This window comes from Ruegeria sp. SATB027 (genome assembly GCF_059613825.1).
The window spans coordinates 253,854-278,813 of the sequence record NZ_JBXWTH010000040.1; the positions used below are offsets into that span (position 1 = coordinate 253,854).

23 protein-coding genes and 1 tRNA gene are annotated in these 24,960 nt (G+C 56.8%); 14 read left to right on the forward strand and 10 right to left on the reverse strand.

Annotated elements, in window-relative coordinates; genetic code table 11:
* The 6 genes from AC2FPW_RS11600 (at position 1) to AC2FPW_RS11625 (ending at position 7,051) form a co-directional block, all read left to right on the forward strand.
* A complete protein-coding gene (locus tag AC2FPW_RS11600) occupies positions 1 to 522 on the forward strand; it encodes a TRAP transporter small permease subunit (protein WP_480967640.1) in 522 nt (173 codons plus the stop codon).
* Positions 522 to 1,847 carry a TRAP transporter large permease gene (locus AC2FPW_RS11605; RefSeq protein ID WP_496768892.1) on the forward strand — a complete coding sequence of 442 codons (1,326 nt, stop codon included), beginning with the start codon at positions 522 to 524 and terminating at the stop codon, positions 1,845 to 1,847. Before AC2FPW_RS11600 ends, AC2FPW_RS11605 begins: the two co-directional genes overlap by 1 nt.
* A gap of 57 nt (positions 1,848 to 1,904) precedes the next feature.
* Positions 1,905 to 2,942, forward strand: coding sequence for a TRAP transporter substrate-binding protein (locus AC2FPW_RS11610; protein WP_209504652.1), 1,038 nt, complete (start codon positions 1,905 to 1,907; stop codon positions 2,940 to 2,942).
* A gap of 57 nt (positions 2,943 to 2,999) precedes the next feature.
* The gene (locus AC2FPW_RS11615; protein ID WP_267364712.1) at positions 3,000 to 4,361 is read left to right on the forward strand and encodes a glutamine synthetase family protein; all 1,362 of its coding nucleotides are present in this window, start codon (positions 3,000 to 3,002) and stop codon (positions 4,359 to 4,361) included.
* 94 nt (positions 4,362 to 4,455) lie between these two features.
* Positions 4,456 to 5,838, forward strand: coding sequence for an aldehyde dehydrogenase family protein (locus AC2FPW_RS11620; RefSeq protein WP_496813793.1), 1,383 nt, complete (start codon positions 4,456 to 4,458; stop codon positions 5,836 to 5,838).
* 67 nt (positions 5,839 to 5,905) lie between these two features.
* Positions 5,906 to 7,051: an iron-containing alcohol dehydrogenase gene (locus tag AC2FPW_RS11625; RefSeq protein WP_496813794.1), complete on the forward strand. Its 1,146-nt coding sequence runs from the start codon at positions 5,906 to 5,908 to the stop codon at positions 7,049 to 7,051.
* 62 nt (positions 7,052 to 7,113) lie between these two features.
* Here AC2FPW_RS11625 and AC2FPW_RS11630 read toward each other — a convergent pair whose 3' ends face one another.
* On the reverse strand, positions 7,114 to 8,346 hold the full coding sequence (locus tag AC2FPW_RS11630) for an HlyD family secretion protein (protein ID WP_480506169.1): 1,233 nt from the start codon (positions 8,344 to 8,346) through the stop codon (positions 7,114 to 7,116).
* Positions 8,343 to 8,771 (reverse strand): hypothetical protein, encoded by a 429-nt coding sequence (locus AC2FPW_RS11635; protein WP_267364708.1) that lies wholly within the window; start codon positions 8,769 to 8,771, stop codon positions 8,343 to 8,345. Before AC2FPW_RS11635 ends, AC2FPW_RS11630 begins: the two co-directional genes overlap by 4 nt.
* 162 nt (positions 8,772 to 8,933) lie before the next feature.
* Between AC2FPW_RS11635 and AC2FPW_RS11640 the strand changes: the two genes are divergently transcribed.
* The 3 genes from AC2FPW_RS11640 to AC2FPW_RS11650 all read left to right on the forward strand — a co-directional run bounded on the left by AC2FPW_RS11640 (position 8,934) and on the right by AC2FPW_RS11650 (position 11,062).
* Complete coding sequence (locus tag AC2FPW_RS11640) at positions 8,934 to 10,007, forward strand: NAD(P)/FAD-dependent oxidoreductase (protein WP_496813796.1); 1,074 nt, start codon at positions 8,934 to 8,936, stop codon at positions 10,005 to 10,007.
* On the forward strand, positions 10,004 to 10,657 hold the full coding sequence (locus tag AC2FPW_RS11645) for a DUF938 domain-containing protein (protein ID WP_496813797.1): 654 nt from the start codon (positions 10,004 to 10,006) through the stop codon (positions 10,655 to 10,657). The genes AC2FPW_RS11640 and AC2FPW_RS11645 overlap by 4 nt, the downstream gene beginning before the upstream one ends.
* A gap of 69 nt (positions 10,658 to 10,726) precedes the next feature.
* The gene (locus AC2FPW_RS11650) at positions 10,727 to 11,062 is read left to right on the forward strand and encodes a carboxymuconolactone decarboxylase family protein (RefSeq protein WP_209504659.1); all 336 of its coding nucleotides are present in this window, start codon (positions 10,727 to 10,729) and stop codon (positions 11,060 to 11,062) included.
* Between the two features lie 41 nt (positions 11,063 to 11,103).
* Here the strand turns inward: AC2FPW_RS11650 and AC2FPW_RS11655 are convergent, their stop codons facing one another.
* The 6 genes from AC2FPW_RS11655 to AC2FPW_RS11680 form a co-directional block, all read right to left on the reverse strand.
* Complete coding sequence (locus AC2FPW_RS11655) at positions 11,104 to 13,611, reverse strand: GcvT family protein (protein ID WP_496813799.1); 2,508 nt, start codon at positions 13,609 to 13,611, stop codon at positions 11,104 to 11,106.
* A 142-nt stretch (positions 13,612 to 13,753) separates the two neighbouring features.
* The gene (locus tag AC2FPW_RS11660) at positions 13,754 to 14,032 is read right to left on the reverse strand and encodes a hypothetical protein (protein WP_496813800.1); all 279 of its coding nucleotides are present in this window, start codon (positions 14,030 to 14,032) and stop codon (positions 13,754 to 13,756) included.
* Positions 14,033 to 14,118: 86 nt separating this feature from the next.
* On the reverse strand, positions 14,119 to 15,528 hold the full coding sequence (locus AC2FPW_RS11665; RefSeq protein WP_496813801.1) for an FAD-binding oxidoreductase: 1,410 nt from the start codon (positions 15,526 to 15,528) through the stop codon (positions 14,119 to 14,121).
* Between the two features lie 93 nt (positions 15,529 to 15,621).
* Positions 15,622 to 17,412 carry a gamma-glutamyltransferase gene (ggt, locus tag AC2FPW_RS11670; RefSeq protein ID WP_496813802.1) on the reverse strand — a complete coding sequence of 597 codons (1,791 nt, stop codon included), beginning with the start codon at positions 17,410 to 17,412 and terminating at the stop codon, positions 15,622 to 15,624.
* A 111-nt stretch (positions 17,413 to 17,523) separates the two neighbouring features.
* On the reverse strand, positions 17,524 to 17,913 hold the full coding sequence (locus AC2FPW_RS11675) for a GFA family protein (RefSeq protein ID WP_496813803.1): 390 nt from the start codon (positions 17,911 to 17,913) through the stop codon (positions 17,524 to 17,526).
* A gap of 20 nt (positions 17,914 to 17,933) precedes the next feature.
* On the reverse strand, positions 17,934 to 18,920 hold the full coding sequence (locus tag AC2FPW_RS11680) for a 2-hydroxyacid dehydrogenase (RefSeq protein WP_480482079.1): 987 nt from the start codon (positions 18,918 to 18,920) through the stop codon (positions 17,934 to 17,936).
* A gap of 198 nt (positions 18,921 to 19,118) precedes the next feature.
* Here AC2FPW_RS11680 and AC2FPW_RS11685 point away from each other — a divergent pair, with 198 nt between their 5' ends.
* From AC2FPW_RS11685 to AC2FPW_RS11695, 3 genes are all read left to right on the forward strand, one after another.
* Entirely contained in the window at positions 19,119 to 19,580 is a 462-nt protein-coding gene (locus tag AC2FPW_RS11685; protein ID WP_496813811.1) for an SH3 domain-containing protein, read from the forward strand.
* A 111-nt stretch (positions 19,581 to 19,691) separates the two neighbouring features.
* Positions 19,692 to 20,681 carry an NADPH:quinone reductase gene (locus AC2FPW_RS11690; RefSeq protein ID WP_496813804.1) on the forward strand — a complete coding sequence of 330 codons (990 nt, stop codon included), beginning with the start codon at positions 19,692 to 19,694 and terminating at the stop codon, positions 20,679 to 20,681.
* A gap of 90 nt (positions 20,682 to 20,771) precedes the next feature.
* A tRNA-Gln gene (locus tag AC2FPW_RS11695) sits at positions 20,772 to 20,846 on the forward strand.
* Between the two features lie 187 nt (positions 20,847 to 21,033).
* On the opposite strand, the gene AC2FPW_RS11700 is transcribed toward AC2FPW_RS11695, so the two are convergent.
* Together AC2FPW_RS11700 and AC2FPW_RS11705 are read right to left on the reverse strand one after the other, a co-directional pair.
* Positions 21,034 to 21,408 (reverse strand): hypothetical protein, encoded by a 375-nt coding sequence (locus tag AC2FPW_RS11700; RefSeq protein ID WP_496813805.1) that lies wholly within the window; start codon positions 21,406 to 21,408, stop codon positions 21,034 to 21,036.
* On the reverse strand, positions 21,405 to 22,925 hold the full coding sequence (locus tag AC2FPW_RS11705) for a primase-helicase family protein (RefSeq protein WP_496813806.1): 1,521 nt from the start codon (positions 22,923 to 22,925) through the stop codon (positions 21,405 to 21,407). The genes AC2FPW_RS11700 and AC2FPW_RS11705 overlap by 4 nt, the downstream gene beginning before the upstream one ends.
* A gap of 416 nt (positions 22,926 to 23,341) precedes the next feature.
* Between AC2FPW_RS11705 and AC2FPW_RS11710 the strand changes: the two genes are divergently transcribed.
* Both AC2FPW_RS11710 and AC2FPW_RS11715 read left to right on the forward strand, forming a co-directional pair.
* Positions 23,342 to 23,467 carry a hypothetical protein gene (locus AC2FPW_RS11710; RefSeq protein ID WP_496813813.1) on the forward strand — a complete coding sequence of 42 codons (126 nt, stop codon included), beginning with the start codon at positions 23,342 to 23,344 and terminating at the stop codon, positions 23,465 to 23,467.
* A 1,078-nt stretch (positions 23,468 to 24,545) separates the two neighbouring features.
* On the forward strand, positions 24,546 to 24,960 hold a 415-nt coding region (locus AC2FPW_RS11715), incomplete at its 3' end, for a hypothetical protein (RefSeq protein ID WP_496813807.1).

Here is a 24,960-nt window from a genome sequence, read left to right on the forward strand (position 1 = left end):
ATGAAGTTCTTGCGGGGCTACGTGGCGGTCATTGATCGAACGAACCGCTGGATCGGGCGCGTCGTCATGTACGGCATATTCGTCATGATGGGTATTCTGTTCTGGTCTTCGGTCTCGAAAACCTTTTTCGTGCCGTCGCTCTGGACGCTCGAGATGGCTCAGTTCGCCATGGTGGCCTACTACATGCTTGGTGGCCCTTATTCGATCCAGATGGGGTCAAACGTGCGAATGGACCTGCTTTATGGCGAATGGTCTCATCGCCGCAAGGCCTGGACGGATGCCTTCACAGTCGTATTCCTGATCATCTATCTGGTCATCTTGCTGTGGGGGGGATGGGACAGCCTGATGTATTCCTTCCAATATGGTGGTGAGCGCAGCGCGACGATCTGGCGACCCTACCTTTGGCCGGTCAAGCTGATCATGGTTATCGGTATCTCCCTGATGCTGCTGCAAGCCATATCAGAATTGTTCAAAGATATTCTGCGCCTGTGCGGCGACGATATCCCGCGCGAGGTAATCTGATGTCATACGAGATGATTGCCTTGCTGATGTTCGCATCAATGATGCTTATGATGCTGACCGGCCAGCGCGTCTTTGGTGCAATCGGCTGTGTCGCTGTGGTTTCGGCCTTGTTCCTATGGGGGGATCGGGGCGGCTACGATCTGGGTTTTGCCGCTGCGATCAAGGTCATGAAGTGGTACCCGCTGCTGACACTGCCCATGTTCATTTTCATGGGATACATCCTTTCCGAAAGTCGGATCGCAGATGACCTTTACAAGATGTTCCATGTCTGGATGGGCGGCTTGTCCGGTGGTCTGGCTGTCGGAACCATCGGGCTGATGGTTCTGATATCGGCAATGAACGGGTTGTCCGTTGCAGGTATGGCAATCGGCGCTACGATCGCCTTGCCGGAATTGCTGCGCCGGAACTATGACAAGCGCATGGTGACCGGCGTCATTCAGGCCGGATCATCCCTTGGGATTCTGGTGCCACCATCCGTTGTTCTGGTTCTTTATGCGATGATTGCGCGGCAACCCGTCGGCCAGTTATGGCTCGCCGGAGTGATACCCGGGCTGATGATGGCAGCCATGTTCATCATCTACATTATCATCCGTTGCCGCATCAACCCATCGCTCGGCCCGGTCCTGCCCGCGGAAGACCGCGACATTCCGTTGCGAGAAAAGCTGCTGCTGTTGCAAGCCGGATTGTTACCTTTGGGCATTTTCATGGTGATGATGGTCCCTTTTGTTAACGGCTGGACTTCGTTGGTGGAATCTTCCGCCATCGGAGCCACAACGGCCATGCTGGCGGCCTTTCTGAAAGGACGGCTGACACGCACGGTTTTCGAGAATTCTATTCGGCACACCCTGGGCATCTCGTGCATGTTCATGTGGATCATTCTGGCGGCTCTGGCTTTTGGCGCTGTCTTCGACGGGTTGGGTGCGGTCAAGGCAATCGAAAGCCTGTTTACCGAAAAACTGGGTCTTTCCCCGTGGATGATCCTGGTTCTCATGCAGCTCAGCTTTATCCTGATGGGTACGTTTCTGGACGATACTGCCATGCTGGTTATCGTCGCGCCGCTTTACGTTCCGCTGGTGGGTGCGCTTGGATTTGATCTTATCTGGTACGGCGTGCTTTATACGATCACCACGCAGATCGCATATATGACGCCGCCATTCGGCTATAACCTGTTCTTGATGCGCGCGATGGCCCCCCCGGAAATTTCGCTGCGCGATATCTACAGCTCGATCGTTCCTTTTGTTCTGGTGATGGTCTGCGCCTTGGCCATAATCATCATCTTTCCTGAAATCGCGCTTTGGCTGCCGAATTATGTCTATGGAAATTAAGTCACAAGACCCCGGCAAGGGGCGAAGTTCAGCAAGACTAAACAGAGGAGAAAGACAATGACTACAAGACGCAGATTTCTAAGTTCCGCCGGTCTGGCGGGGGCCGCCACATTGGCCTCTCCTGCGATCGTCAAAGCGCAATCCGCCATCAAGTGGCGGTTCCAGACCTATGCCGGTGGCGCATTGGGCGAACATGTGACCAAGCCAGCCATCGATTACATCAACGCCAATGCCAATGGCGAACTTGAGATCGAACTGTTCTATGCGGACCAGATCGTTCCGACAGGTGAACTGTTCCAGGCCCTGCAACGCGGCACGATTGACGGTGTGCATTCGGACGACGATTCCATGGCTTCGCCTACTCCGCTGCGTCAGTTCGGTGGTTATTTCCCCTTCGCCACCAAGCATATTCTGGACGTTCCGGTGCTGTTCAACCAGTACGGTCTGGCTGATATCTGGCGCTCGGAATATGAGAAGGTTGGCGTGACGTGGCTGTCGGCAGCGGGTCAGGACCCCTGCAACTTTAACACCAAAAAGGAAATCAAGAGCCTTGGCGACCTGGATGGGCTGAAGCTCTATACCTTCCCGACGGCAGGGCGTTTTCTGGCCAAGTTTGGTGTTGTACCAGTCAATATCCCTTACGAAGACGCGGAAGTGGCGGTACAAACCGGTGAGTTGGACGGAATGGCCTGGTCGGGCATCACTGAAGATTACACTGTTGGCTGGGCCAATGTGACCGACTATTTCCTGACCAACAACATCTCAGGCGCGTGGATCGGGTCCTGGTTTGCAAACCAGGAACGCTGGGCCGAGTTGCCTGACCACCTGAAATCGGTTGTGATGGCAGGTGTCGAAGCAGGCCACACCTATCGTAACCAGTGGTACTGGGGCGGCGAAGCGGCCTTGCGCGCGAATGGCGACAAACTGCAGTTGCGACAGGTTCCGGCGGCAGAATGGAAAGAAGTGGAAAATGCCGCTATCGAATTCTGGGACGAGGTCGCACAGGAAGGCGAAATTCACCAGAAGATCGTTGGCATCTTCCGTGAGTACAACTCGGTCATCAACCAGGCCGGCGCTCCTTACACTTTCGATTGATATCAAAACAGGGGCGCTGTCATTCAGCGCCCCTACTCAACGCATGAGGTTTGTTTCATGACCGCAACTCTGACTTTCGAAACCCTGAAATCGCTTGTCGCAGACGGCGCGATCGACACTGTATTGGTTTGCATGGTTGACATGCAGGGTCGGTTGATGGGCAAGCGTTTTCATGCAGGTCATTTTGTGGCTGGCGCGTGGGAAGAGACCCATTGCTGTAATTACCTGCTGGCCACGGATCTCGAGATGGCGACGCCGGATGGGTATGCCTCGACCAGCTGGGAGCGGGGTTATGGCGACTATGTGATGAAGCCAGACCTGAGCACATTGCGCCCGGTGCCCTGGCTGGAAGGCACCGCGATGGTGATGTGCGATATGCTGGATCACCACACCCATGAGGAAGTGCCACATGCGCCGCGCTCGATCCTGAAAAAGCAGGTGAACCGCCTGAAGGCGATGGGGTATGAGGCGATGTGCGCCACCGAGCTGGAATTCTTCCTGTTCGCGAAAAGCTTTGATGCGATCCGCAAGGAAGGGTTCCGCGATCTGGAGCCGATCTCGGGGTATAACGAAGATTATCACATTCTGCAGACCACCAAGGAAGAGCATGTGATGCGCCCGATCCGGAACCACCTGTGGGATGCGGGTATTCCGGTCGAGAACACCAAAGGTGAAGCCGAGGCCGGACAGGAAGAACTGAACATCAAATACGCGCCTGCGATGGACACGGCAGAGTATCACTCGATCGCCAAGAACGCGGTGAAAGAGATCGCCTGGCAGCAGGGTCATGCGGCGACCTTCCTGCCGAAATGGCATCATGAAAGGGTTGGCAGCTCGTCGCATGTGCATCAGTCGCTTTGGGCGGATGGCAAACCTGCCTTCTATGATGCCGGGGATGAACTGGGCATGTCGGCGCTGATGAAAAGCTATATGGCCGGTCTGCTGAAATACGCTGCCGATTACACGTATTTCATGGCGCCGTACATCAACAGCTACAAGCGGTTCATGAAGGGCACCTTTGCGCCGACGCGGATCATCTGGTCGGTAGACAACCGTACGGCTGGGTACCGCCTGTGCGGGGATGGAACCAAGGCGATACGGGTCGAGTGCCGTATTCCGGGATCGGACATGAACCCTTATCTGGCGATTGCAGGGATGCTGGCGGCAGGGATCGCGGGGATCGAAGAAGGGCTGGAGTTGCAGCCGCCGACCAAAGGCGATGTCTATCAGGGAGAGACGGGAAAGATCCCGGGTACTTTGAAGGATGCACGCAACGCTTTGCACGGGTCACAGATGCTGCGCGCGGCCATGGGCGATGACGTTGTCGATCACTATACCCGCGCGGCTGAGGTCGAAATCGAGGAATTCGAACGCGTGGTAACCGATTGGGAAATTGCCCGCGGGTTTGAGCGGGCTTGAGATGGAGGAAGCGAGGGGCCGGCCCCTCGCGCACCCCGGGATATTTTTGGCCAGATGAAGCAGGGATCCTGCTCTCTTTAGAGATGGAGTGACTATGGGGCAGATGTTGCAATGTGTCTCGCCGATCGATGGATCGGTATTTGCCGAACGAGAAGTACTGTCTCGGGATGCAGCGTTTGAGATTGCTGACCGTGCGCGGGCGGCGCAGGCCGGATGGGCAGCGCGACCGTTGCAGGAGCGGATTGATCTGGTGATGGCGGGCGTCGCGGCCGTCGGCGCAATGAATGATGAGATTGTTCCGGAACTGGCCCATATGATGGGCCGCCCGGTGCGCTATGGCGGCGAGTTTGGGGGATTCAACGAACGCGCCAGCCATATGGCAAAGATCGCCGAGACGTCACTGGCAGATATTGCCGTGGGCGAGGATGAAACCTTCAAACGCTATATCAAGCGCATTCCGCATGGGGTGGTCTTTGTAGTTGCGCCCTGGAACTACCCCTACATGACGGCGATCAACACGGTGGCCCCCGCTTTGATCGCGGGCAACACCGTTGTTCTGAAGCACGCGACCCAGACCTTGTTGGTTGGTGAGCGGATGGCGCAGGCGTTCCATTCGGCGGGTGTGCCTGAAGACGTGTTCCAGAACGTGTTCCTCAGCCACGACGTGACCAATGGTCTGATCGCGGGCAACGCGTTCGACTTTGTGAACTTCACCGGTTCGGTTGGTGGCGGTCAGGCCATGGAGCGTGCGGCGGCGGGGACTTTTACAGGCGTCGGCACAGAATTGGGCGGCAAGGATCCGGGTTATGTCATGGACGACGCCGATCTGGACGCGGCGGTTGACACGCTGATCGACGGCGCAATGTTCAATTCGGGCCAATGCTGCTGTGGGATCGAGCGGATTTACGTTCACGAAAGCCTTTATGACGACTTTGTCGCCAAGGCCGTAGAAATCGTGAAAGGCTACAAGCTGGGCAATCCGCTGGACACCGAAACCACGATAGGCCCAATGGCAAATGTCCGTTTCGCTGACGAGGTGCGCGCACAAATTGCCGAAGCGGTTGAGGACGGCGCGGTCGCGCATATCGACCCCTTCCCCGAGGATGATGGCGGCGCGTATCTGACGCCGCAGATCCTGACCAATGTCACCCATGATATGCGGGTGATGCGGGACGAAAGCTTTGGCCCAGTTGTGGGCATCATGAAAGTGTCCTCGGATGCCGAGGCCATCGCGCTGATGAATGACAGCGAATTTGGCCTGACTGCCAGCCTTTGGACCCGCGATGTGGATCGCGCGGCGCGTGTGGGCGACCAGATCGAGACCGGCACCGTCTTCATGAACCGGGCCGACTATCTGGATCCTGGGCTGTGCTGGACCGGTTGCAAGAATACCGGACGCGGCGGTGGTCTTTCGGTCATCGGCTATCACAATCTCACCCGTCCAAAATCCTACCACCTGAAGAAGGTCACGGGCTAAGGACGACGGCCTGCTCGGGTCTGACCCCCTCGCCCGAGCAGGTCTCAAATCACAAAGGAAACCTGACATGTCACTTGTTGGAAACTGGTCCTATCCGACCGCAATCAAATTTGGTGCCGGGCGCATCAAGGAACTGCCCGCAGCCTGTGCCGCAGCCGGGATGAAGAAACCCCTGCTGGTCACGGACAAAGGGTTGGCCGATCTGCCGATCACAGCGGCGACGCTGGATATCATGGAGGCGGCCGGTCTGGGCCGCGGTGTATTCAGTGATGTGGACCCAAACCCAAATGAGAAAAACCTCGACGCGGGCGTTGCGGCATACAAAGCCGGTGGGCACGATGGTGTGATTGCCTTTGGCGGCGGCTCGGGGCTGGATCTGGGCAAGATGGTCGCCTTCATGTGCGGCCAGACGCGCCCGGTATGGGACTTTGAGGATATCGGTGACTGGTGGACCCGCGCCGACGCGGATGCAATCGCGCCGATCATTGCGGTTCCAACGACTGCGGGGACCGGGTCCGAGGTTGGTCGTGCCAGTGTCATCACCAATTCCGAGACCCACGCCAAGAAGATCATCTTCCACCCCAAGGTCCTGCCAACGGTGGTGATCTGCGATCCTGAACTGACGGTTGGGATGCCTAAATTCATCACCGCAGGCACCGGTCTGGACGCCTTCGCGCATTGCGTCGAAGCCTATTCGAGCCCGCATTATCACCCGATGAGCCAGGGCATCGCACTGGAAGGCATGCGTTTGGTGAAGGACTATCTGCCGCGCGCCTACGCAGATGGCAGCGACATTGAGGCCCGCGCCCAGATGATGAGCGCGGCGGCCATGGGCGCGACCGCGTTCCAGAAGGGACTGGGCGCGATCCACGCCATGAGCCACCCGGTTGGCGCGCACTTTAACACTCATCACGGCACCACAAACGCGGTCTGTATGCCTGCCGTGCTGGACTTTAACGCCCCCGCCATCGCCGACCGGTTCCAGAACGCTGCCGCCTATCTGGGCATCAAAGGCGGGTTCGATGGCTTCCGCGCCTTTGTGCAGGAATTCAACGACAGCCTTGGTATCCCGCGAAAGCTGGCAGACCTCGGCGTGACCGAAACCTCAATCCCAACCCTCGTCGAAGGCGCAATCATCGACCCTTCATGCGGCGGGAACCCGATTGAGTTGACCAAAGAAAACCTGACACAGCTGTTCAAAGCAGCACTGTAAAAAAACAAGCGCCCGGCAAGGAACTTGCCGGGCGCTTTAAGAACTGTTCTACTGGTGCCGGATCAATGCCCGGTCAGTACCAGAGTGTTGACCGGCATCAGGATCAGGCGCAAACGCAAACCTGCCGCATGGACCACGCCAATTGTGTCAACCACATGCAGGAAAGCAGCTTGCCAAAAGCCCAAATCCTCGTGTTCCAGACGGTCATGGTTGTCGGTGTAGACATTGGCCAGACAGTTGCTGCCTGGAGGAATGTCATCGGCCATACCTTTATACAGCGGCTCCATAAAGACCAGAATTGATCCGGGATTAGTATTGTTCTGCACATCCCGCAATTCATCTGATGGACGGATCTGGCCGGACGGTATGACATCCTGCACCTCGACCACCACAGTGGGGATAACGGTGAAAGGCTTGGTCATGCAGCCCAACTCACCGATCATACCTGGTTTGATCACCTGAGCAGACAGCTGGTTGAAAGCCGCCTGAAAACGGTCATGTCCGGTATGCGATGGAACGAGGATGCCAGCAGGGCGCAACAAGGGGCTCACGTAATCACCGACTTGCAGGCTAAACTGCTCGACCCGTCCGGTAACACCGGCGACAATCAGTGTTTTGTCCAACTCGGTCTGCGCGGCGTCCAGCTGTGCTATGGCACTGGCCAGTTGCGCGGGGATCAGCTCCTCGATCTGCTGTTCAACTGCCGCACGTCTGGATTCGGCCGCAACAACCTGCGCCTCACGCTCGGCAACAAGGTTTTCCAACCGCTCAATCTCGGTCAGTCGGACAGCGCTTGAACCTTGGTCGCGCAGGGTCGTATTTCTTTCAAGATCGTCCAAGGACTGCGCCAAAGCCGCCTTGGCACCGGCAATACCGGCATCAGCCTCGGCCAGATCAGTTTCAGCCACGCGCAGCGAGGCCTGAACCTGTGCAATCTGTGCATTTGCCGCCTGAACCTGCGCTGCCTGGCTGAAATCTTCGATCCTGAAAATCGGCTGACCAGCGGTTACCAACTCGTTATTCTTGACGAATATTTCCGAAACGCGACCGCCAAGTTGCGGCAGGATCGTCACGGTTCGAAAATAGGACGCTGCGGTTTTACTGGCTGGGTGAAAATAGAACAGCGTGGTGATTACCGTCAGCGCCAGAATGGCACAGGTCGTAAGGCCCCAGCGCAATTCGTACCACATGGTGAAAAGGGTGATCTCGTGACCGATACGTTTGCCCTGAACAAACCGGCGGAACAGATAATCGGGCAGCACCGTGATCAGGGCGCAAAGCAGGGTCTCAATCATGTGTTTTGCTCCTGCACGTCGGTGACTTCTGAAACGCCAGGGGTTGGCACAGGTGCCTCGGGCACCGGTTCCGGAGCACTTGCACCTCCAAGAGAACGAATGGCATCGGCGATGTTTCTAAGCGGGGAGGCGAAATCCGGAAACTGAAACCCTGCGACCAGTACGGCGGCAATCCAGAAAATCCCGTTATGTGTAAACAGGGCCAGCAGTGCCAGAATGCCCACCAACTGAAATTGCGGATGGTTGTTCTCGTGCGCCATTTTTTCCGGAACCGAATGAAGCGTCAGGTACCCAACACCGATCAGCACCACGAGAATGACAAAGAAGACGACCATAGCCGAAAAAAGGTAATCGCTTCCGTCAGCTGCGACGACGTATCGGGGAATGTGCCCAGTGGCCATTGGATGAAGATCTGCTGCGGTCACCTTGCCCTCCTGTTCGTTTTGATACTTCTTTGAACGGGTTGAAGCCCAAATTCAAGGCTGCATATATTTTGGAGATTCTTCGAAATGCCAAGTGCTTGACCCAGAGAGCTAAATGAAACCCAGAAAACTTGTGGCGAACCTGCTGCGGAAGGAACACAAATAATGATCGATTTCCTCGTCATCGGGGGCGGAATTGCCGGGTTGAGTGCGGGCGCGCGCTTGTCGGAACATGGAACCGTGATGGTTTTGGAGGCCGAAGACGCCTTGGGGTATCACGCGTCGGGTCGCTCGGCAGCCCTGTTTGAGCAAAGCTATGGTCCGCCATCCGTGGTGGCGCTGAACACGGCTGGGGCCGCGTTCCTGCACACACAGAACGGTGGGTACCTGACACGGCGCGGACTGATGTTGATCGGTTCGTTTGACCAAAGCGAGGTTTTCGAAGCCGACCGCAAGGATCTGAACATGGAAAGAATTCCCATCGATCAGGCGGTTTCGAACGTTCCGATCCTGAACCTGGCCAAGGTGGGTTTCGCGGCTATCAGTGAAGCTGCGTTTGACATCGATACCGATCGCCTGTTGCAAGACTTCGCGCGGGCTATTCGCCAGAACGGAGGAACCGTTGCAACGAAAAGCAAAGTAACCGGTATTCGAAAAGAGCGGCATTGGCTGGTCGAGGCCGGGCAAATCTTCGAAGCCCGCAATTTGGTGAATGCGACCGGTGCATGGGTGGACGAGATCGCCAAGCTTGCCGGGATACCACCTATCGGCATCTCTCCTCGCCGCCGATCCATGGCGCGGCTGCCCGCCCCCGGGGGCCATGATGTATCCGGATGGCCCATGATGCTGGGCACGGGTGAAACATGGTACGCCAAACCGGACGCGGGCAAGCTGCTTGTTTCGCCTGCCGAAGCCGACCCGGTACCACCTCAGGACGCCTATGCCGACGATATGGTGCTGGCCGAAGGTCTGGCGCGCTATGAAGAATTGATGACCGAACCAGTAACACGCGTCGAAACAAACTGGGCAGGATTGCGCAGTTTCGCACCAGATGGAACATTGGTGCTTGGGCCTGACCCGATTGATCCATCGTTCATCTGGTCTGCGGGTCAAGGCGGGTATGGTTTCCAAACAGCACCGGCAGCTTCGCAGTTGTTGTGTGATCTGGTGGTTGGATACACGCCGGTGCTGGATCCAGACAGCATCAAATCGCTGACCCCAAACAGGTTGAACAGATGATCAAACGCAATCTACCGCCCTCTGCGAGTGTCGCCAACGCGGGTGAGGATGGAAAACTGGTAGCCCCGGCAGCGACGCGAAACTTGGATGCGCTTTGTGCGTTGCTACAAGACTGGGCACCGCGCCGCGGGCACGCGCTGGAGATTGCAAGCGGAACCGGTCAGCATGTCTGTGGATTTGCTGATTTGCTGCCCGATCTGACGTGGCATCCCACCGAACCTGACCCTGAGCGCCGCAATAGCATCGACGCCTATGCCAGCGCCTTACCCAACGTGGCAGGTGCCGAACATCTGGACGCAACGAATTCGGGCTGGCATACCCGCTTTCCTTCGCAGGACCTGATCGTCTTGATCAACCTGATACATTTGATCAGTTGGCAGGACACCAGAACCATTTTCGCCGAAATCGCTCAGTCCCTGACTGAAAATGGGAGGTTCGTTTTGTATGGCCCATTCAAACGCTCGGGCCAATTGACAAGCGACGGGGACAAAAGTTTTCACGAGGCTCTGATCGGGCAAGATCCAGACATTGGATACAAGAACGACGAAGATATGCTTGGCCTGTTTCAGGACGTAGGGTTGCGCGTGCTGAAAACCATCGACATGCCCGCAAATAACCTTGCATTTGTTTCCGAGCGCCCGGTCAACTGATCGAGATCAAAGTCAAATTACCACTGCCCGCACATATTCCCGTTATCTTATATGAAAAAGGCACTCAATATGGCTTGGCAAGAAAAGCTCTCGGCGACGCGCACCAGTTTGCGCAACCTCAACGGGGCCATTCCCGACACTTCGCGCGCATTCGGCGCGCTTGGGAAGGCTGTGAAGGAAGGCGGAACGCTCGACTATAAAACCAAGGAATTTATTGCGTTGGGCATGTCGGTGTCGCTCCGCTGCGAGCCCTGCATTACCCTGCACACCGATGCACTGGTCAAAGCGGGCGCAACGCGCGAAGAGGTGTCCGACGTTTTGGGTATGGCTATTCAGATGGGTGGTGGACCAGCCATGATGTATGCTGCCAAGGCGTTGGAATGTTTCGACGAACTATCCGCGTAACCAACAGAAAAGGCCCCGGAAATTCCGGGGCCTTAGATTGATCAGCCGTCCTTGCGGATGGTTTCGTTTTTCGGATCATAGGGGCTGTCGCATGTCACGACAGCATCCCACAGCTTGTCCTGCATCTTGACCTTCAGCTTGGTGCCTTCGACCGCCAGATCAGGCTTCACATAGCCCATGCCGATCGACTTCTCGAACGCGACAGAATAGCCGCCCGAGGTCAGACGACCTACACGCTCGCCTTCCGGCGTATACAGCGCCTCGCGGCCCCACGGGTCAGCATCGGCCGGACCGTCGATCAGCAAGGTGCAGCACTTGACGCGCACACCGGTCTCTTCCAGCTTGGCCTTGCCGTGGAAGTCCTTGGACAGGTCGACAAAGCGCGGCAGGTCGGCTTCCAGCGGGGTCGCATCGCGGCCCAACTCGGTGCCGAAGGCGCGATAGGACTTCTCCTGACGCAGCCAGTTCTGGGCACGGGCACCGACCAGTTTCATGCCGTGCTTTTCACCGGCTTTTTCCAGCAGGTCGAACAGGTAGTTCTGCATCTCGATCGGATGGTGCAGTTCCCAGCCCAGCTCACCGGTATAGGCCACGCGGATCGCGTTCACGGGGCACATGCCCAGTTCGATCTGACGGGCCGACAACCATGGGAAGCGCTTGTTGGACAGTGCGGTTTCCGGATCGGCGTCTTTGATGACTTCTTTCAGAACGTCACGCGACTTGGGTCCGGCGATGGCGAAGACGCCCCATTGCGTGGTCACGTCCTGGATTTCGATGTAACCGAACTCCGCCATCTTGTCCTCAGCCGCTTTACGCAGGTAGTCGGCGTCGTACTCGGTCCATGCACCGGCAGAGACGATGTAGTAGTTGTTCTCGCCATTGCGGACGATGGTGTATTCGGTGCGGGTGGTGCCATTCGAGGTCAGCGCGTAGGTCAGGTTGATACGACCGACCTTGGGCAGCTTGTTGCAGGTGAACCAATCCAGGAACTGCGTGGCACCGGGGCCTTTGACGACATGCTTGGTGAAGGCCGACGCGTCGATCAGACCAACACCTTCGCGGATCGCCTTGGCTTCTTCGACGGCATATTGCCACCAGCCGCCACGGCGGAACGAGCGCGCTTCCTTGTCGAAATTCTCGGGCGCGTCCAGCGGGCCGAAATAGTTCGGGCGTTCCCAGCCATTGACCCAGCCGAATTGAGCACCGCGGGCTTTCTGGCGATCATAGGCCGGAACGGTCCGTAGCGGACGGCAGGCTTCACGCTCTTCATCCGGGTGGTGCAGGATGTAGACATGCTCGTAGCATTCTTCATTCTTGCGTGCCGCGAACTCGGTGGTCATCCAGTTGCTGCTGTAACGCTTGGGGTCCAGCGATGCCATGTCGATCTCGGCTTCGCCATCGACCATCATCTGTGCCAGATAATAGCCGGTGCCGCCCGCAGCGGTGATGCCAAAGCTGAAACCCTCAGCCAGCCACATGTTGCGCAAACCCGGAGCCGGACCAACCAGCGGGTTGCCATCCGGTGTATAGCAGATCGGGCCGTTGAAATCATCCTTCAGGCCGGATTCGGCACAGGACGGCACGCGCTCGGCCATTGCCATATACTGCTCGGCGATCCGGTCCAGATCCAGCGGGAACAGGTCGGCGCGGAAGCTGTCCGGAACGCCGAATTCGAACTGCGCAGGGGCGCCGTGTTCGTAGATACCAAGAATCCAGCCACCGCGTTCTTCACGTGCATAAGATTCGTTGTCGGCGTCGCGAACAACGGGGTGCTCTGGGTTGCCTGCTTCGCGCCATTTGACCAACTCGGGGTCTTTGTCCATGACGATAAAGGTGTGTTCGACCGGGATTGCAGGCATTTTGATGCCCAGCATCTTGGCGGTGCGCTGCGCGTGGTTGCCCGACGCGGTCACAACATGTTCGGCGGTGATCACGACCTGCTCGTCGGAAGGTACGAGGTTGCCGCCCTTTTCGACCATCTTGGTGCAGGTCACTTCCCAGTGCGTGCCGTTCCAATGGAAGGCGTCAGCCTGCATCTTGCGCACGATTTCGACGCCACGCTGACGGGCCCCCTTGGCCATCGCTTGGGTCACGTCGGCAGGGTTAATATAACCGTCCTCGGTGTGATAGATCGCGCCCTTCAGATCCGATGTCTCGATCAGCGGCCAGCGTTCCTTGATCTGGTCCGGGGTCAGCCACTCGTATTTCACATCACAGGTTTCAGCGGTCGAGGCATAGAGCATGTATTCGTCCATACGCTCTTGCGTCTGTGCCATGCGCAGGTTGCCCACAACCGCGAAGCCTGCATTCAGGCCGGTTTCTTCCTCAAGCGTCTTGTAGAAATCCACCGAATACTTGTGGATATGGGTCGTCGCATAGGACATGTTGAACAGCGGCAACAGGCCCGCGGCGTGCCAGGTGGACCCGGACGTCAGTTCGTCCCGTTCGATCAACATCACATCGTCCCAGCCTGCTTTGGCCAGGTGATAGGCAATCGAGGTCCCAACGGCGCCGCCGCCTACGACCAATGCTTTGACTTGGGTTTTCATAACCGGGCGTCTCCCCTTGAAATCAGTTGACACCATATGGCGCACTTAAGGGGGAAAGCGCGACATTCATCCGACCAGTGATATGAAAAAAACGACCCGAATATCGAAAGCGGGTCGCAATTCATTCGTTGGACTGCTGCCCTCAACCACCGGAACGGCAACGTTTGCTTGTTCCGACCGAGACGCAAACCAATTTGCCACTTTCTTCCGAGGGATTCTTCACCGCCGGTTCCTGTGATGGCGAAGGTTGCGCCTCTGCCGTGAACCAGCCGTCAGAAAGACCGACACGCGAGGAGACCGAGGCAAGATATTCTTTCACGCCCAAACCACTTTCCGATGATTTGGCTTGCTGAACATAGTCCAGCCCTGCAACAGCCAACCCGCAGATGGCTACAAACCCCGCCAGATATTTTACGCTCATGTCGACCATCCTCTGTCATCAACCCTGTGAAACCAGAACATGTGGACGTTTTGAGGGCGCAAATACGGACCAGGGGGCTAATACGGCTACGTGTCGTCCGACAAGATCTTGCCGGGATTCATGATGTTGTCTGGGTCCAGCGCGGCCTTGATCGCAGCCATGTACCGCGTGGCAGCACCCAGTTCCCTGTTCAGATACGGTCGCTTTCCCTGCCCGATGCCATGTTCACCGGTACATGTGCCTTCCATGGATATCGCCATGTCGTTCAGCCAGCCGACAAACGCCTCGGCCTTGGCAACTTCTTCAACGTTTTCCATGTCGATCAGCAGCAGCGTATGGAAATTGCCGTCCCCAACATGACCCACGATAGGGGCCAACAAGCCGAGGCCGGCAGCTTTCTTCTGCGTCTCGGTCACACATTCAGCCAGACGCGAGATCGGTACGCAGACATCGGTCGAGATGCCCCGCGCACCGGGGCGCAGTTGCAGACACGCCCAATACATATCGTGCCGTGCCTGCCAAAGTTTGTTCCGTTCTTCGGTGGTCGAAGTCGCTGCAAAATCCGTGCCGCCAAACTCTTCGGCGATCTGACCAAAGGTTTCAGCTTGCTCTGTGGCACCGCTTTCCGAGCCGTGAAACTCCAGCAACAACAACGGTGTATCCGGCAGACTCAGCCCGGAATAGGCGTTGGCGGCCTGAACCGACAACTCGTCCAGCAACTCGATCCGGGCAACCGGGATGCCATACTGAATCGTCATCATCACCGCACGGCACGCGGCATCGACGGTCGGAAAGGAACACCGGGCCGAACTGATCGCTTCGGGGATACCCTGCAACCGCAATGTCAGCTCGGTGATGATTCCCAGCGTGCCTTCCGCCCCGATCAAAAGACGGGCGAGATCATAGCCGGCCGAAGATTTCTTGGCCCGGTGCCCGGTACGGATGACCTGACCGTCTGGCATCACGGCTTCAAGGCTGAGAACGTTGTCCTTCATCGTCCCATAGCGCACCGCATTGGTGCCCGACGCGCGAGTGGCAGCCATCCCACCCAGCGACGCATTCGCCCCGGGATCAATCGGAAAGAACAGGCCCAGATCGCGCAGATGGGTATTCAACGCTTCGCGCGTGACACCGGGCTGCACGACACAATCCAGATCCTCAGCATGAACTGCAAGCACACTATCCATTTGCGTCAGATCGACCGAGATGCCCCCCGCTGGCGCATTTACATGCCCTTCCAGAGATGTTCCTGTTCCGAACGGGATCACTGGCACCCGATGCGCCGCGCAGGTTTTGACGATGTCCGAAACATCCTGCGTCGAATGCGGGAAAACCACGGCATCGGGGCTTTGGTTTTCGATCCAGGTCGTGGTGTGCCCATGTTGTTCACGGACAGCGGCACCCGTTTGCAACCTGTCGCCAAAGCGCTGCTTGAGAATGCTTATGACGGTTTCAATACCAGCTTCATTCCTTGGCAATGCGGTTGCCTGCACCATTGTCATCCTCCCCTGCCCCAAAGCATTTCGGGCCTTTCAGCCTATGACTAAAAGGCCCGTTGAAAGCAGGCAATCCCCACTAATACCGAGGGTCTATTCGCCCAGCGCAATCCCTTCGCGGCGCGGGTCGGCACCACCGCTCAGCCCGTCACCGATTTCGATGGCGTGCAGCCCCGAAGTCAGGTCGCGTGCGTTGACTTCAAAACCCAGCTGAGCAAGCGCGTCTGTAAATCCTTCTGCCGAAGTCGCAGCCTCAACATCATATGTTCCGAACCGGTTGACCAGATGAGGCAGGGAAACCGCCTGCTGCACGTCCATTCCCCAATCGGCCCAGGCGATGATGGACTTGGCGACATAGCCGATAATCCGGCTGCCGCCCGGAGACCCGATAGCCAGAACCGGCTCGCCATCCTGCAACACGATTGTCGGGCTCATGGATGAGCGCGGACGCTTGCCAGGCTCCAGCCGGTTGGCAATCGGCACACCGTCGCTGTGTGTCTTGAACGAGAAATCAGTAAGCTCGTTGTTCAGCAGGAACCCGTTTGTCATCAGGCGCGACCCAAAACCATTCTCGATCGTCGTCGTCATCGACAGCACATTGCCATAGCTGTCCACGATCGAGATATGCGAGGTTGACGGCAGCTCCAGCGACACGTCGTCCGCCCAAATCAAAGCATGGTCAAATTCCGGTTGGCCCGGTGCGACCTCGGACAAGGCCACCTCGCTTTCCAGCAAGGCTGCCCGCTGGGTCAAATAACCCGGTTCAACCAGCCCCTTGGTGGGCATGGGTATGAAATCGCTATCGGCCATGTACCGCCCACGATCCGCAAAGGCGAGGCGCGAAGCATCGCCGATCAGGCGCCATGCCTCGGCGCTCTCAGCGCCCATTGCTGCAAGATCATAGCTGTTCAACATCCCCAGAATCTGCCCGACGGTCAGCGCACCCGACGACGGCGGGCCCATGCCGCAAACCTCGTAGGCGCGGTATTCGGCACAGACCGGTTCACGTTCGATCACCTGGTAGAGCGCCAAATCCACCCCTGCAAGAACGCCGGGATTTCCTGGGGCATTGCGAACAGTTCGCACGATATCCGCAGCGATCTCACCTCCGTAAAAACCGGCAGCGCCATCGCTGGCCAGCACGCGCATTGTTTCGGCATAATCCGGGTTCATCAACCGCTCTCCCTGCTGCAACGGCTGACCGTCAGGCAGGAAATATGCGGCTGTTTCGGGAAAGCGCGACAGGCGGTCAGCATCGTTTTCTACAAGGCTGGCCAGACGCGGGGAAACAAGAAACCCTTCATCCGCCAATCGGATACCGTCAGCAAACAGTCCAGGCCAAGACGCGCGCCCCCATCTTCGATGCGCTTCTTCCAGCAGTGCAGGCGTACCCGGTGTACCCACCGACAATCCGCCCACCACCGCATCGAAGAATTTCAGCGGCTCGCCGTTTTCATCCTGAAACAGCGTCGGGGTTGCGGCAAGGGGTGCCGTTTCGCGCCCGTCCAGTGTTGTCATCTGCCCGCTGGCCGCGTCGTACCAAACCAGAAACGCTCCCCCGCCCAGACCAGAAGATTGCGGCTCGACCAGCCCCAGCACGACCTGCACAGCAACCATCGCATCCGCGGCAGACCCGCCCGCGCGCAGCACTTTAGCCCCTGCCTCGACCGCCAGCGGATTGGCCGCAGCTATCATCCAGTTTTCGGATGTGACCGGAACGCCCTCAAGCTTGGCTTCGAGGGCCGCAATAACCTCGTCGGTCATCGCCTGAACCTGCCCTTCTGTCGCGGCTTCGGGTGCAACGGCATCGGCTGTTTCCTGAGCGAACCCCGGTGTCGAAATAGCAAGTGCGGTAGTAAGCAGCAGTGCTGAAACATGTCTCATCTGTTCTAACCCTCCAATACAATCTTTATTTTCAATCCTGTAAGGATTTTGCCCCCTCTGCAACGATCAGGCATGGCAGCGTGTTATCACAGCGAAGTTTCGCCATTTCCCCTATGGTTCGGTTTCTTCGGCGCGACGATCCTGATCATAGCGGGTTGTCTCTGCAAATTCGGGTAGCCACGCCTCGCGCCGTTTGGTCCAGCATTCATATGTCGGTATGAATTGGTCAGGCGCGTCAAGACAGCCCAGATGCACTTCGACTTCGGCACCGCTTCGGGCAAATACCGGAGATCCGCAATCAGGGCAAAAGTACCGGTCAGAATAACCTTTCACATTTCCGGTGATCTTAACCGCATCCGCCGGAAAAATAGCCGCCGCATAAAACAACGCGCCGTGGTGTTTGCGGCAGTCCAGACAATGGCAAATCCCGACGCGAAGAGAACAACCCGAAGCCGTGACGCGCAGTTTTCCACAACGGCATCCCCCTTCAAACACGTCCATCCATGATCCTTTCCGACGCGTCAGAGCATCGCAGGCACAACCTGATCCGGTGGGCGGTGGCCATCTTCGAAGGTTTTGATGTTGATGATGACCTTTTCACCCATCTCAACCCGGCCCTCCAGCGTGGCCGACCCCATATGCGGCAGTAGAACCACGTTCGGCAACTGCCGCAAGCGCGGGTTCACACCGGTTCCCTGTTCGTAGACATCCAGCCCTGCGCCCGCAATTTCCCCCGCACGGATCATCCGGGTCAAAGCGTTCTCGTCAATAACCTCACCCCGCGAAGTATTCACGATCACTGCCGAGGGTTTCATCAGCTTTAGGCGGCGCGCGTTCATCAGGTGGAAGGTAGACGGTGTCGATGGGCAGTTGATAGATATCACATCCATACGCGCCACCATCTGATCCAGGCTTTCCCAATAGGTCGCCTCCAGCTCTTGCTCAATCTCTGGGCGCAATCTGCGGCGGTTGTGATAATGGATCTGCATACCAAACGCCTTGGCGCGGCGGGCCACAGCCTGTCCGATCCGGCCCATGCCCAGAATACCCAAACGCCGCCCGCCAATGCGACCACCCAGAAACGCGGTGGGGGCCCACCCGGTCCAGTCGCCTTGCTGCATGACGCTCAACCCTTCGGGAATGCGCCGTGTGACAGCGAGAATCAGGGCCATGGTCATATCTGCCGTGTCGTCGGTCAGCACACCGGGCGTGTTGGACACCAATATGCCGCGCTGCCGCGCCGTCGCCACATCGATATTGTCGACACCGGCCCCGTAATTGGCGATCAGCCGCAGTTTTTCACCTGCCTGACCCAATAGCCCGCCATCAATGGTATCGGTCACCGTAGGCACCAGCACATCGGCATCCTGCACCGCTGCTACTAATTCTTCGCGCGTCATTGGGGTGTCGTCGTCGCGCAGGCGCACGTCGAACAATTCGCTTAACCGGGTTTCTACTGCCTCAGGCAACCGTCGCGTAACGACAACACTTAAACGTTCTCTTGGCACCTCGGCTCTCCCACTGCTTTGCAAACGGACGCGCGCCATGGCATCGTGGCGCAGGATAAGGCGGGGCACAAGAACCCCAATGGCATTGAGTCGACCTTTTTTCAAAACCGGATCAACAGGCATAAGAGCGGGCAGTCAGTGAGTGGTATTCGACCGGTAAAACGCCGATCTCTGGCGGTAGTTTCCGCATTTCTGGTCATGTTCGGTGCCTGCGCCGCACATGCCGAAGTCAAACGCGGATCGGTCACCAACCTGCCCTTGCCCCGATATGTGTCGATGAAGGCAGCCGAAGGGAACGTGCGACGCGGACCATCCCTAACCCACCGAATCGATTGGGTATTCAAAAGGCGTGGCATGCCGCTGCAGGTCACTGCCGAATACGGCAACTGGCGCAAGGTCCAAGACCGCGACGGCGCGGGTGGCTGGGTTCACTATGCCTTGTTGTCTGGCGTCCGAACGGTGCTGATCGAATCCGAGATGCTGCCTGTTTATGCCCGCCCCGACCCGACCTCGCCCGTGAATGCCCATTTCGAGACCGGAGTAGTAGCGCGCCTTGGAACTTGTTCGCTGGACTGGTGCAGGATCACCGCCGGCGGATACCGTGGCTGGACATTGAAATCGAACCTTTGGGGCGTCGATCCTTCCGAAATTCGGGAATAGGCGAAAGACAAATTTCGGTATCCGCGGTTGCGCATCGCCCCGAAAAAGCGCGACAAGCTGTTTGAGTTACCGGCCCAATCGCCGCTTAACTCGACCTAAACGGAGGACCCTATGCGCGCAGTCACCTATTCAGCCTTCGGAGACGCTGTCGATGTCTTGCGTGTTCAGGATATTCCCCCGGTTCCGCCTGGACCGGGTGAAGTCACGGTCGAGTTGTCTTATTCCGGCGTAAATCCCTCGGACGTCAAAGCCCGCGCGGGAACCCGGCCAGGCGTCACAGAACCTCCGTTTCCGCTGATCGTTCCGCACAGTGACGGGGCTGGAGTCATCACAGCGGTTGGCGATGGCGTACCCGCGACGCGGATTGGTCAGCGCGTGTGGATTTGGAACGGGCAATGGCAACGCGCGTTCGGTACAGCTGCCAGCCACATCACCCTGCCTGAATCTCAGGCTTTGGAACTGCCCGAAACAGTGTCATTTGAAACCGGAGCGATTCTTGGAATTCCGGGCCTTACCGCAAGCCACGCAGTGTTCTCGGGCGGCACGCCGCGCGGGCAAACCATTTTGATCCATGGTGGGGCGGGTACTGTCGGGTATCTGGCTGTCCAGCTTGCCAAATGGGCCGGAGCCAAAGTGATCGCAACGGCCAGCACTCGCAGCTTTGACCGGGTCAAGGCAGCTGGTGCAGATGTCGTTCTCGACTACTCCGGTGAACACCTTTCGGATCAGATTCTCGACGCAAATGATGGACGTGCAATTGGTCGAATCGTCGATGTCGAATTTGGACAGAACCTTGACACCAACATTGCCGTCATCGCCGAGAACGGCCGTGTCAACGCATATGGATCTGCCCGGAATATGACACCCGTCTTTCCATTTGGACCCATGATGTTCAAGGCCGTGACACTCGAGGCAGTCCTGATCTACCTGCTGCCCGCAGACTTGCGCGCCGCCGCAATAAAGACACTCCACAAAGCACTGACTGATGGCGCATTGACCTGCCCCGTTCATAAGGTCTTTACACTGGAAGAATGCGCTGCCGCCCATGCGATGGTACAGGAAGGCAACCGTATCGGAGCGGTGTTGATCGACACCAAATGAGGGGCCTTCAAAAAAAATTTACGGCGCTCGTTTTTTTTGCAAAACGCTCTTGAACCCTGCCATCAACAATCGTAGATAGCCGCTCACCGTTGGGGTGTAGCCAAGTGGTAAGGCAGCGGTTTTTGGTACCGTGTATCGTAGGTTCGAATCCTACCACCCCAGCCAGATCATCAGAACATAGAACGACGACAGGATCTTGGGTCACCGATACCCGAGGAATGCCCCCGTTTATGCCCCCGGCACCCGAGCCACCCGTTAGCAACTATAGCGGGTTTAGCGGGGGTGCCCCTCCCTATTTGCGGGAGGAGCGGGTTAGCTTGTTTTGATCCGAGAGTTTTGCATAGCCACAGGGCTATAGCAGACCCCAATCGACACCGTTCGCCCGCCGATCCCGTTCATCCTGCAGGTTATCACGGCGGTCCCCGATGGTCAGATGGCGCGGGTTAATACATCGTCGGTTATGGCAGCGGTGGCGAATTACTTGATCGCGGGTGGCGGGGAGCCGACGGGTTATACAGTAGACGAACCTATACGCGCGATCTTGATGCCCGCGAAACCGAAGTTTCCGTGGCTGCACAGTATCGGTGACCATACACCCGTTTCCGTCAACTTCCGTATCAGCCAGCAACTCTTCCACGCGCCCTTGCGCCTCGTCATAGTGATTAGCCAAGACGTCTTCGTACCAAGCCTGCAAACGGCTCCGCTCTCGAAAAACAGGAGTTCTCATATGATTTCCACCTCCTCTTCAATGCGATCTACGGGCTCGTCGTAACCATCTGGGCCCAGAACGCGGCCATTTGAGACGCGGTAGTCCGGGTGAACCCAAACGACCCGAGCGTAGTCAGTTCCACCCCACTTTGCTTTTGCGGGAATCCACCCAAGTTCGTTCATCATGTGAGCCAGTCGGTTCGGGTTTGCCTTGAGATTCTCGGAAAACAGTTTCCGGAGATTGGTCTGTGGGATCGCGAACTTTCCACTCCCCGCGATGAGTTCCGCCAGTTCCTGCTGCAGCACTTCGCCGGAAGCTGCATGAAGTCGCTGCATTATCGGGGTGTCTACCGTAGCCATGTTCAGTGACCGGGGGTTAAACCCGTTCGACTGCTTTCTGGCCATCAGCGCGTTGTAGAGGCGCGCGATGTTCTCCGGATTAGCCATGTACTCATAGAAGCGGGACATGAAGGACTGGAAATCCTCATGGTCTGGTCCGGAAGCGTGGCCCCGGTGATTTGCATCAATCACATAGAACCGACGGTCATCTGGCTCAATCCAATGCGGGTAGTGGTTCGTCGTCATCAGGTACACGCTGACGCTGCGGACCTCGGTAACCTCCTTTCCCTTACCCTCGACGGCGACTCTGGGCTCGGTGATGAAAGACTTGACCGCGTTTCCGGCGTCAGTGCCTGGCTTTAGCTTAACCTCCTCGCAGGTAATAAACTTTTTCGACATCAGTGTCTGATTGAACCGGGATGTCAGCTTGGAGATGCCGTTGATCCCTATCGAGTTACTTGGGCCAAACAGTGCACTGAGGGCTTGCCCAATGGTACTCTTCCCTGTTCCTTTCGTCTGGGAATACAACAGTATCGAAAAGCTGGGCTTGCTGCCTTCGTTCTGGAGGCTCCAGGACAACCAGTCCAAGAAGAAAACTCGATCACAGTTATGACCGAACATGCGCTCCAGCAGTTCCAGGAACATTCCGTAATCGGCCTCGGTTAGCCCTAGGTTCCTGTACTCCGGCTTCGTCCACGAGTTGATGCTCGCTGACCCGTTAGACCAGATCAGCCCGTCTGAAACCTCAGGGCAGCACTCGGTGCGCCCGTCCCAAACAGGAATAGTTTGAGTTTTGTCCGTGTGAATTGCCTCGACGGCGTACTGGTAGACTTCACGCCAAAGTTCATCCGTCAGTTCGATGTCGCGGTATTTCTCCGAAAAGCGAATTAAGGCAGCGCGCTTAAGATCCGACGCTGAAATGGCCGTGGTCGGATCGTTTCGCCGGAAAAACCGACCTTCCTTGCGGACGTAGTTTTTGGCCAAGTCGCGACATAATATTTCTTTAGGGTCGTCCGTAGTAGGGTTGGTCTGATTGGTGTCTGTGGTCTGAGCTGGCGCATTGTCCTCGCCATTAGACAGGACCTCCACATGCACGTCGTCAATAATGCTTTGCCCATGTGCTATTAGGCGGGGCGTCCTCCATGTTCTTTCGCGTTTTTTTGTTTTGAACTCGTTACTAGATACATACTTGGTCACACTGACTATCCTTTGGTTGGTGACGATTGGTTGTGCGCAAAACAAACCTGTCCACTGCGCTTGTCCACTGCGCTTTTGGCGCAGTAGATCAGGATCAGGATTAGGGTCAGGATTAGGGTCAGAATTAATATCAGGGTTGGGGTCAGGGTTAGGGTCAGGGTCAATAATAATTTTATTTGGGCCTTGCGGCTCATCATCGAAATCCGAGTACAGGGATCGCCCAGACAACGGATTTTACATTCGACGCAGGCTACGATGTCCAAGCCCACGTTTTTAACGACCGTTCTCATCCAGTGAGGTGAGGCGGCTATCAGTTCGATATAATCATCAATCTTAATCGAGATTATGAACTGTGATCCAAGGGTATTTAGTGAGTTATCGAGTTACGTCAATACCCCGCCACCCGCGATCAAGTAATTCGCCACCGCTGCCATAACCGACGATGTATTAACCCGCGCCATCTGACCATCGGGGACCGCCGTGATAACCTGCAGGATGAACGGGATCGGCGGGCGAACGGTGTCGATTGGGGTCTGCTATAGCCCTGTGGCTATGCAAAACTCTCGGATCAAAACAAGCTAACCCGCTCCTCCCGCAAATAGGGAGGGGCACCCCCGCTAAACCCGCTATAGTTGCTAACGGGTGGCTCGGGTGCCGGGGGCATAAACGGGGGCATTCCTCGGGTATCGGTGACCCAAGATCCTGTCGTCGTTCTATGTTCTGATGATCTGGCTGGGGTGGTAGGAATCCTTGCCCCCCGATGAAACCTTAGAACTTTTCCAACTAGCCCGAGAAACTGGGGCGGTTTCGGGGGCATTCTGCTGAGCGAATCGACGGGCATTTTGACCGCTAGAGAGACCCGTTACGAGACCGCTAGAGAACCGCCAACTGGCGCAGGACAGGACCGCTGACGAGGCGTTTCGGGGGCTGACGGGGGGTGGTGTGGGTGCCATTTACCCTTCTTTTTAGAAGGTCATCGGTTAATTCCGTTTGCTCAGGAGCTATAGTAGGGCCGTAGCGGCATTGCCGAACACGAAGCGCCACTGAGAACCGTCATTCATGGAGAACTGGCCAGATCCACCTAAGCCATCGGCGGTTCGTGTAGCAGAACCAATGCCCGTTCGTCCGTCGTTACACAGTATTGATAACGGAATGGTCAACGAGGAATCCAAAGGGTTGTAGTTTCCGGAACAAGTTGTTCGGCCATCAGACACAGAGAAAAAACCCTCGCTCACCGTGGCTGTGGCTTGACCTCTCATGATCTGTCCATCTTCACTTATGGCTGCAACAGGTGCCGTAACAGAACAGTTGGCCAATAAAATAAGGCCAGCACTCAGAACTAACAATTTTGTCAAATTATAACCCTCCAATAATTGCTGATAGTATTATGAGGATATTCGTGCTGCAAGGGAACAGAAACGATTACTTAAACAGTGCTCAAAGGTACAGAAAACAGGGTGAAAATGGGCTCGGGCAACTGTAGCAGAAGAGGTGTTTCGCCTCCGGTCTTACCTGCATATGCAGATTCAACGCTGAAGGGCCAGACCATTGGTCGCGTAATCAAGTTATCAAGGGAACCAGATCGGGTTCGTGTAAGCCGAAATAGTTAGGGGTAGTTTATTGGATTTGCAGTTTTGGCTCGGTGTACTGCTAGGGGCTGTGTCGTCAACACTGATTGTTTTTTTTCACCACCGACTGACACTACCCAAGCCCATCGCAAAGGGTGGCGGAAGTCAGCAGAAAAACTTAGGAAATGGTCAGTGGATCGAAACCTATTCCTTAACTGTGTTCAATGAGCCCAAGTTCTTTGGGTATCCGATAAAACGGGATACGCTTCTCGGAAGAAGTATTCGCTTAATGGATGAAGATGGGCATCCAGCGGCGGGAATCTTTTGGGTTGATGACAACGGCGGCCAAAGCCAAGACGTAGAAATTCCACCGGGAGAAAGTAAGCAAGTTGGACTTCGTCCCTGTTTCCGGACACTGGGGTACTTTACCCCTGTCCATGAAAGGGGCACCGAATGGGACAACATCG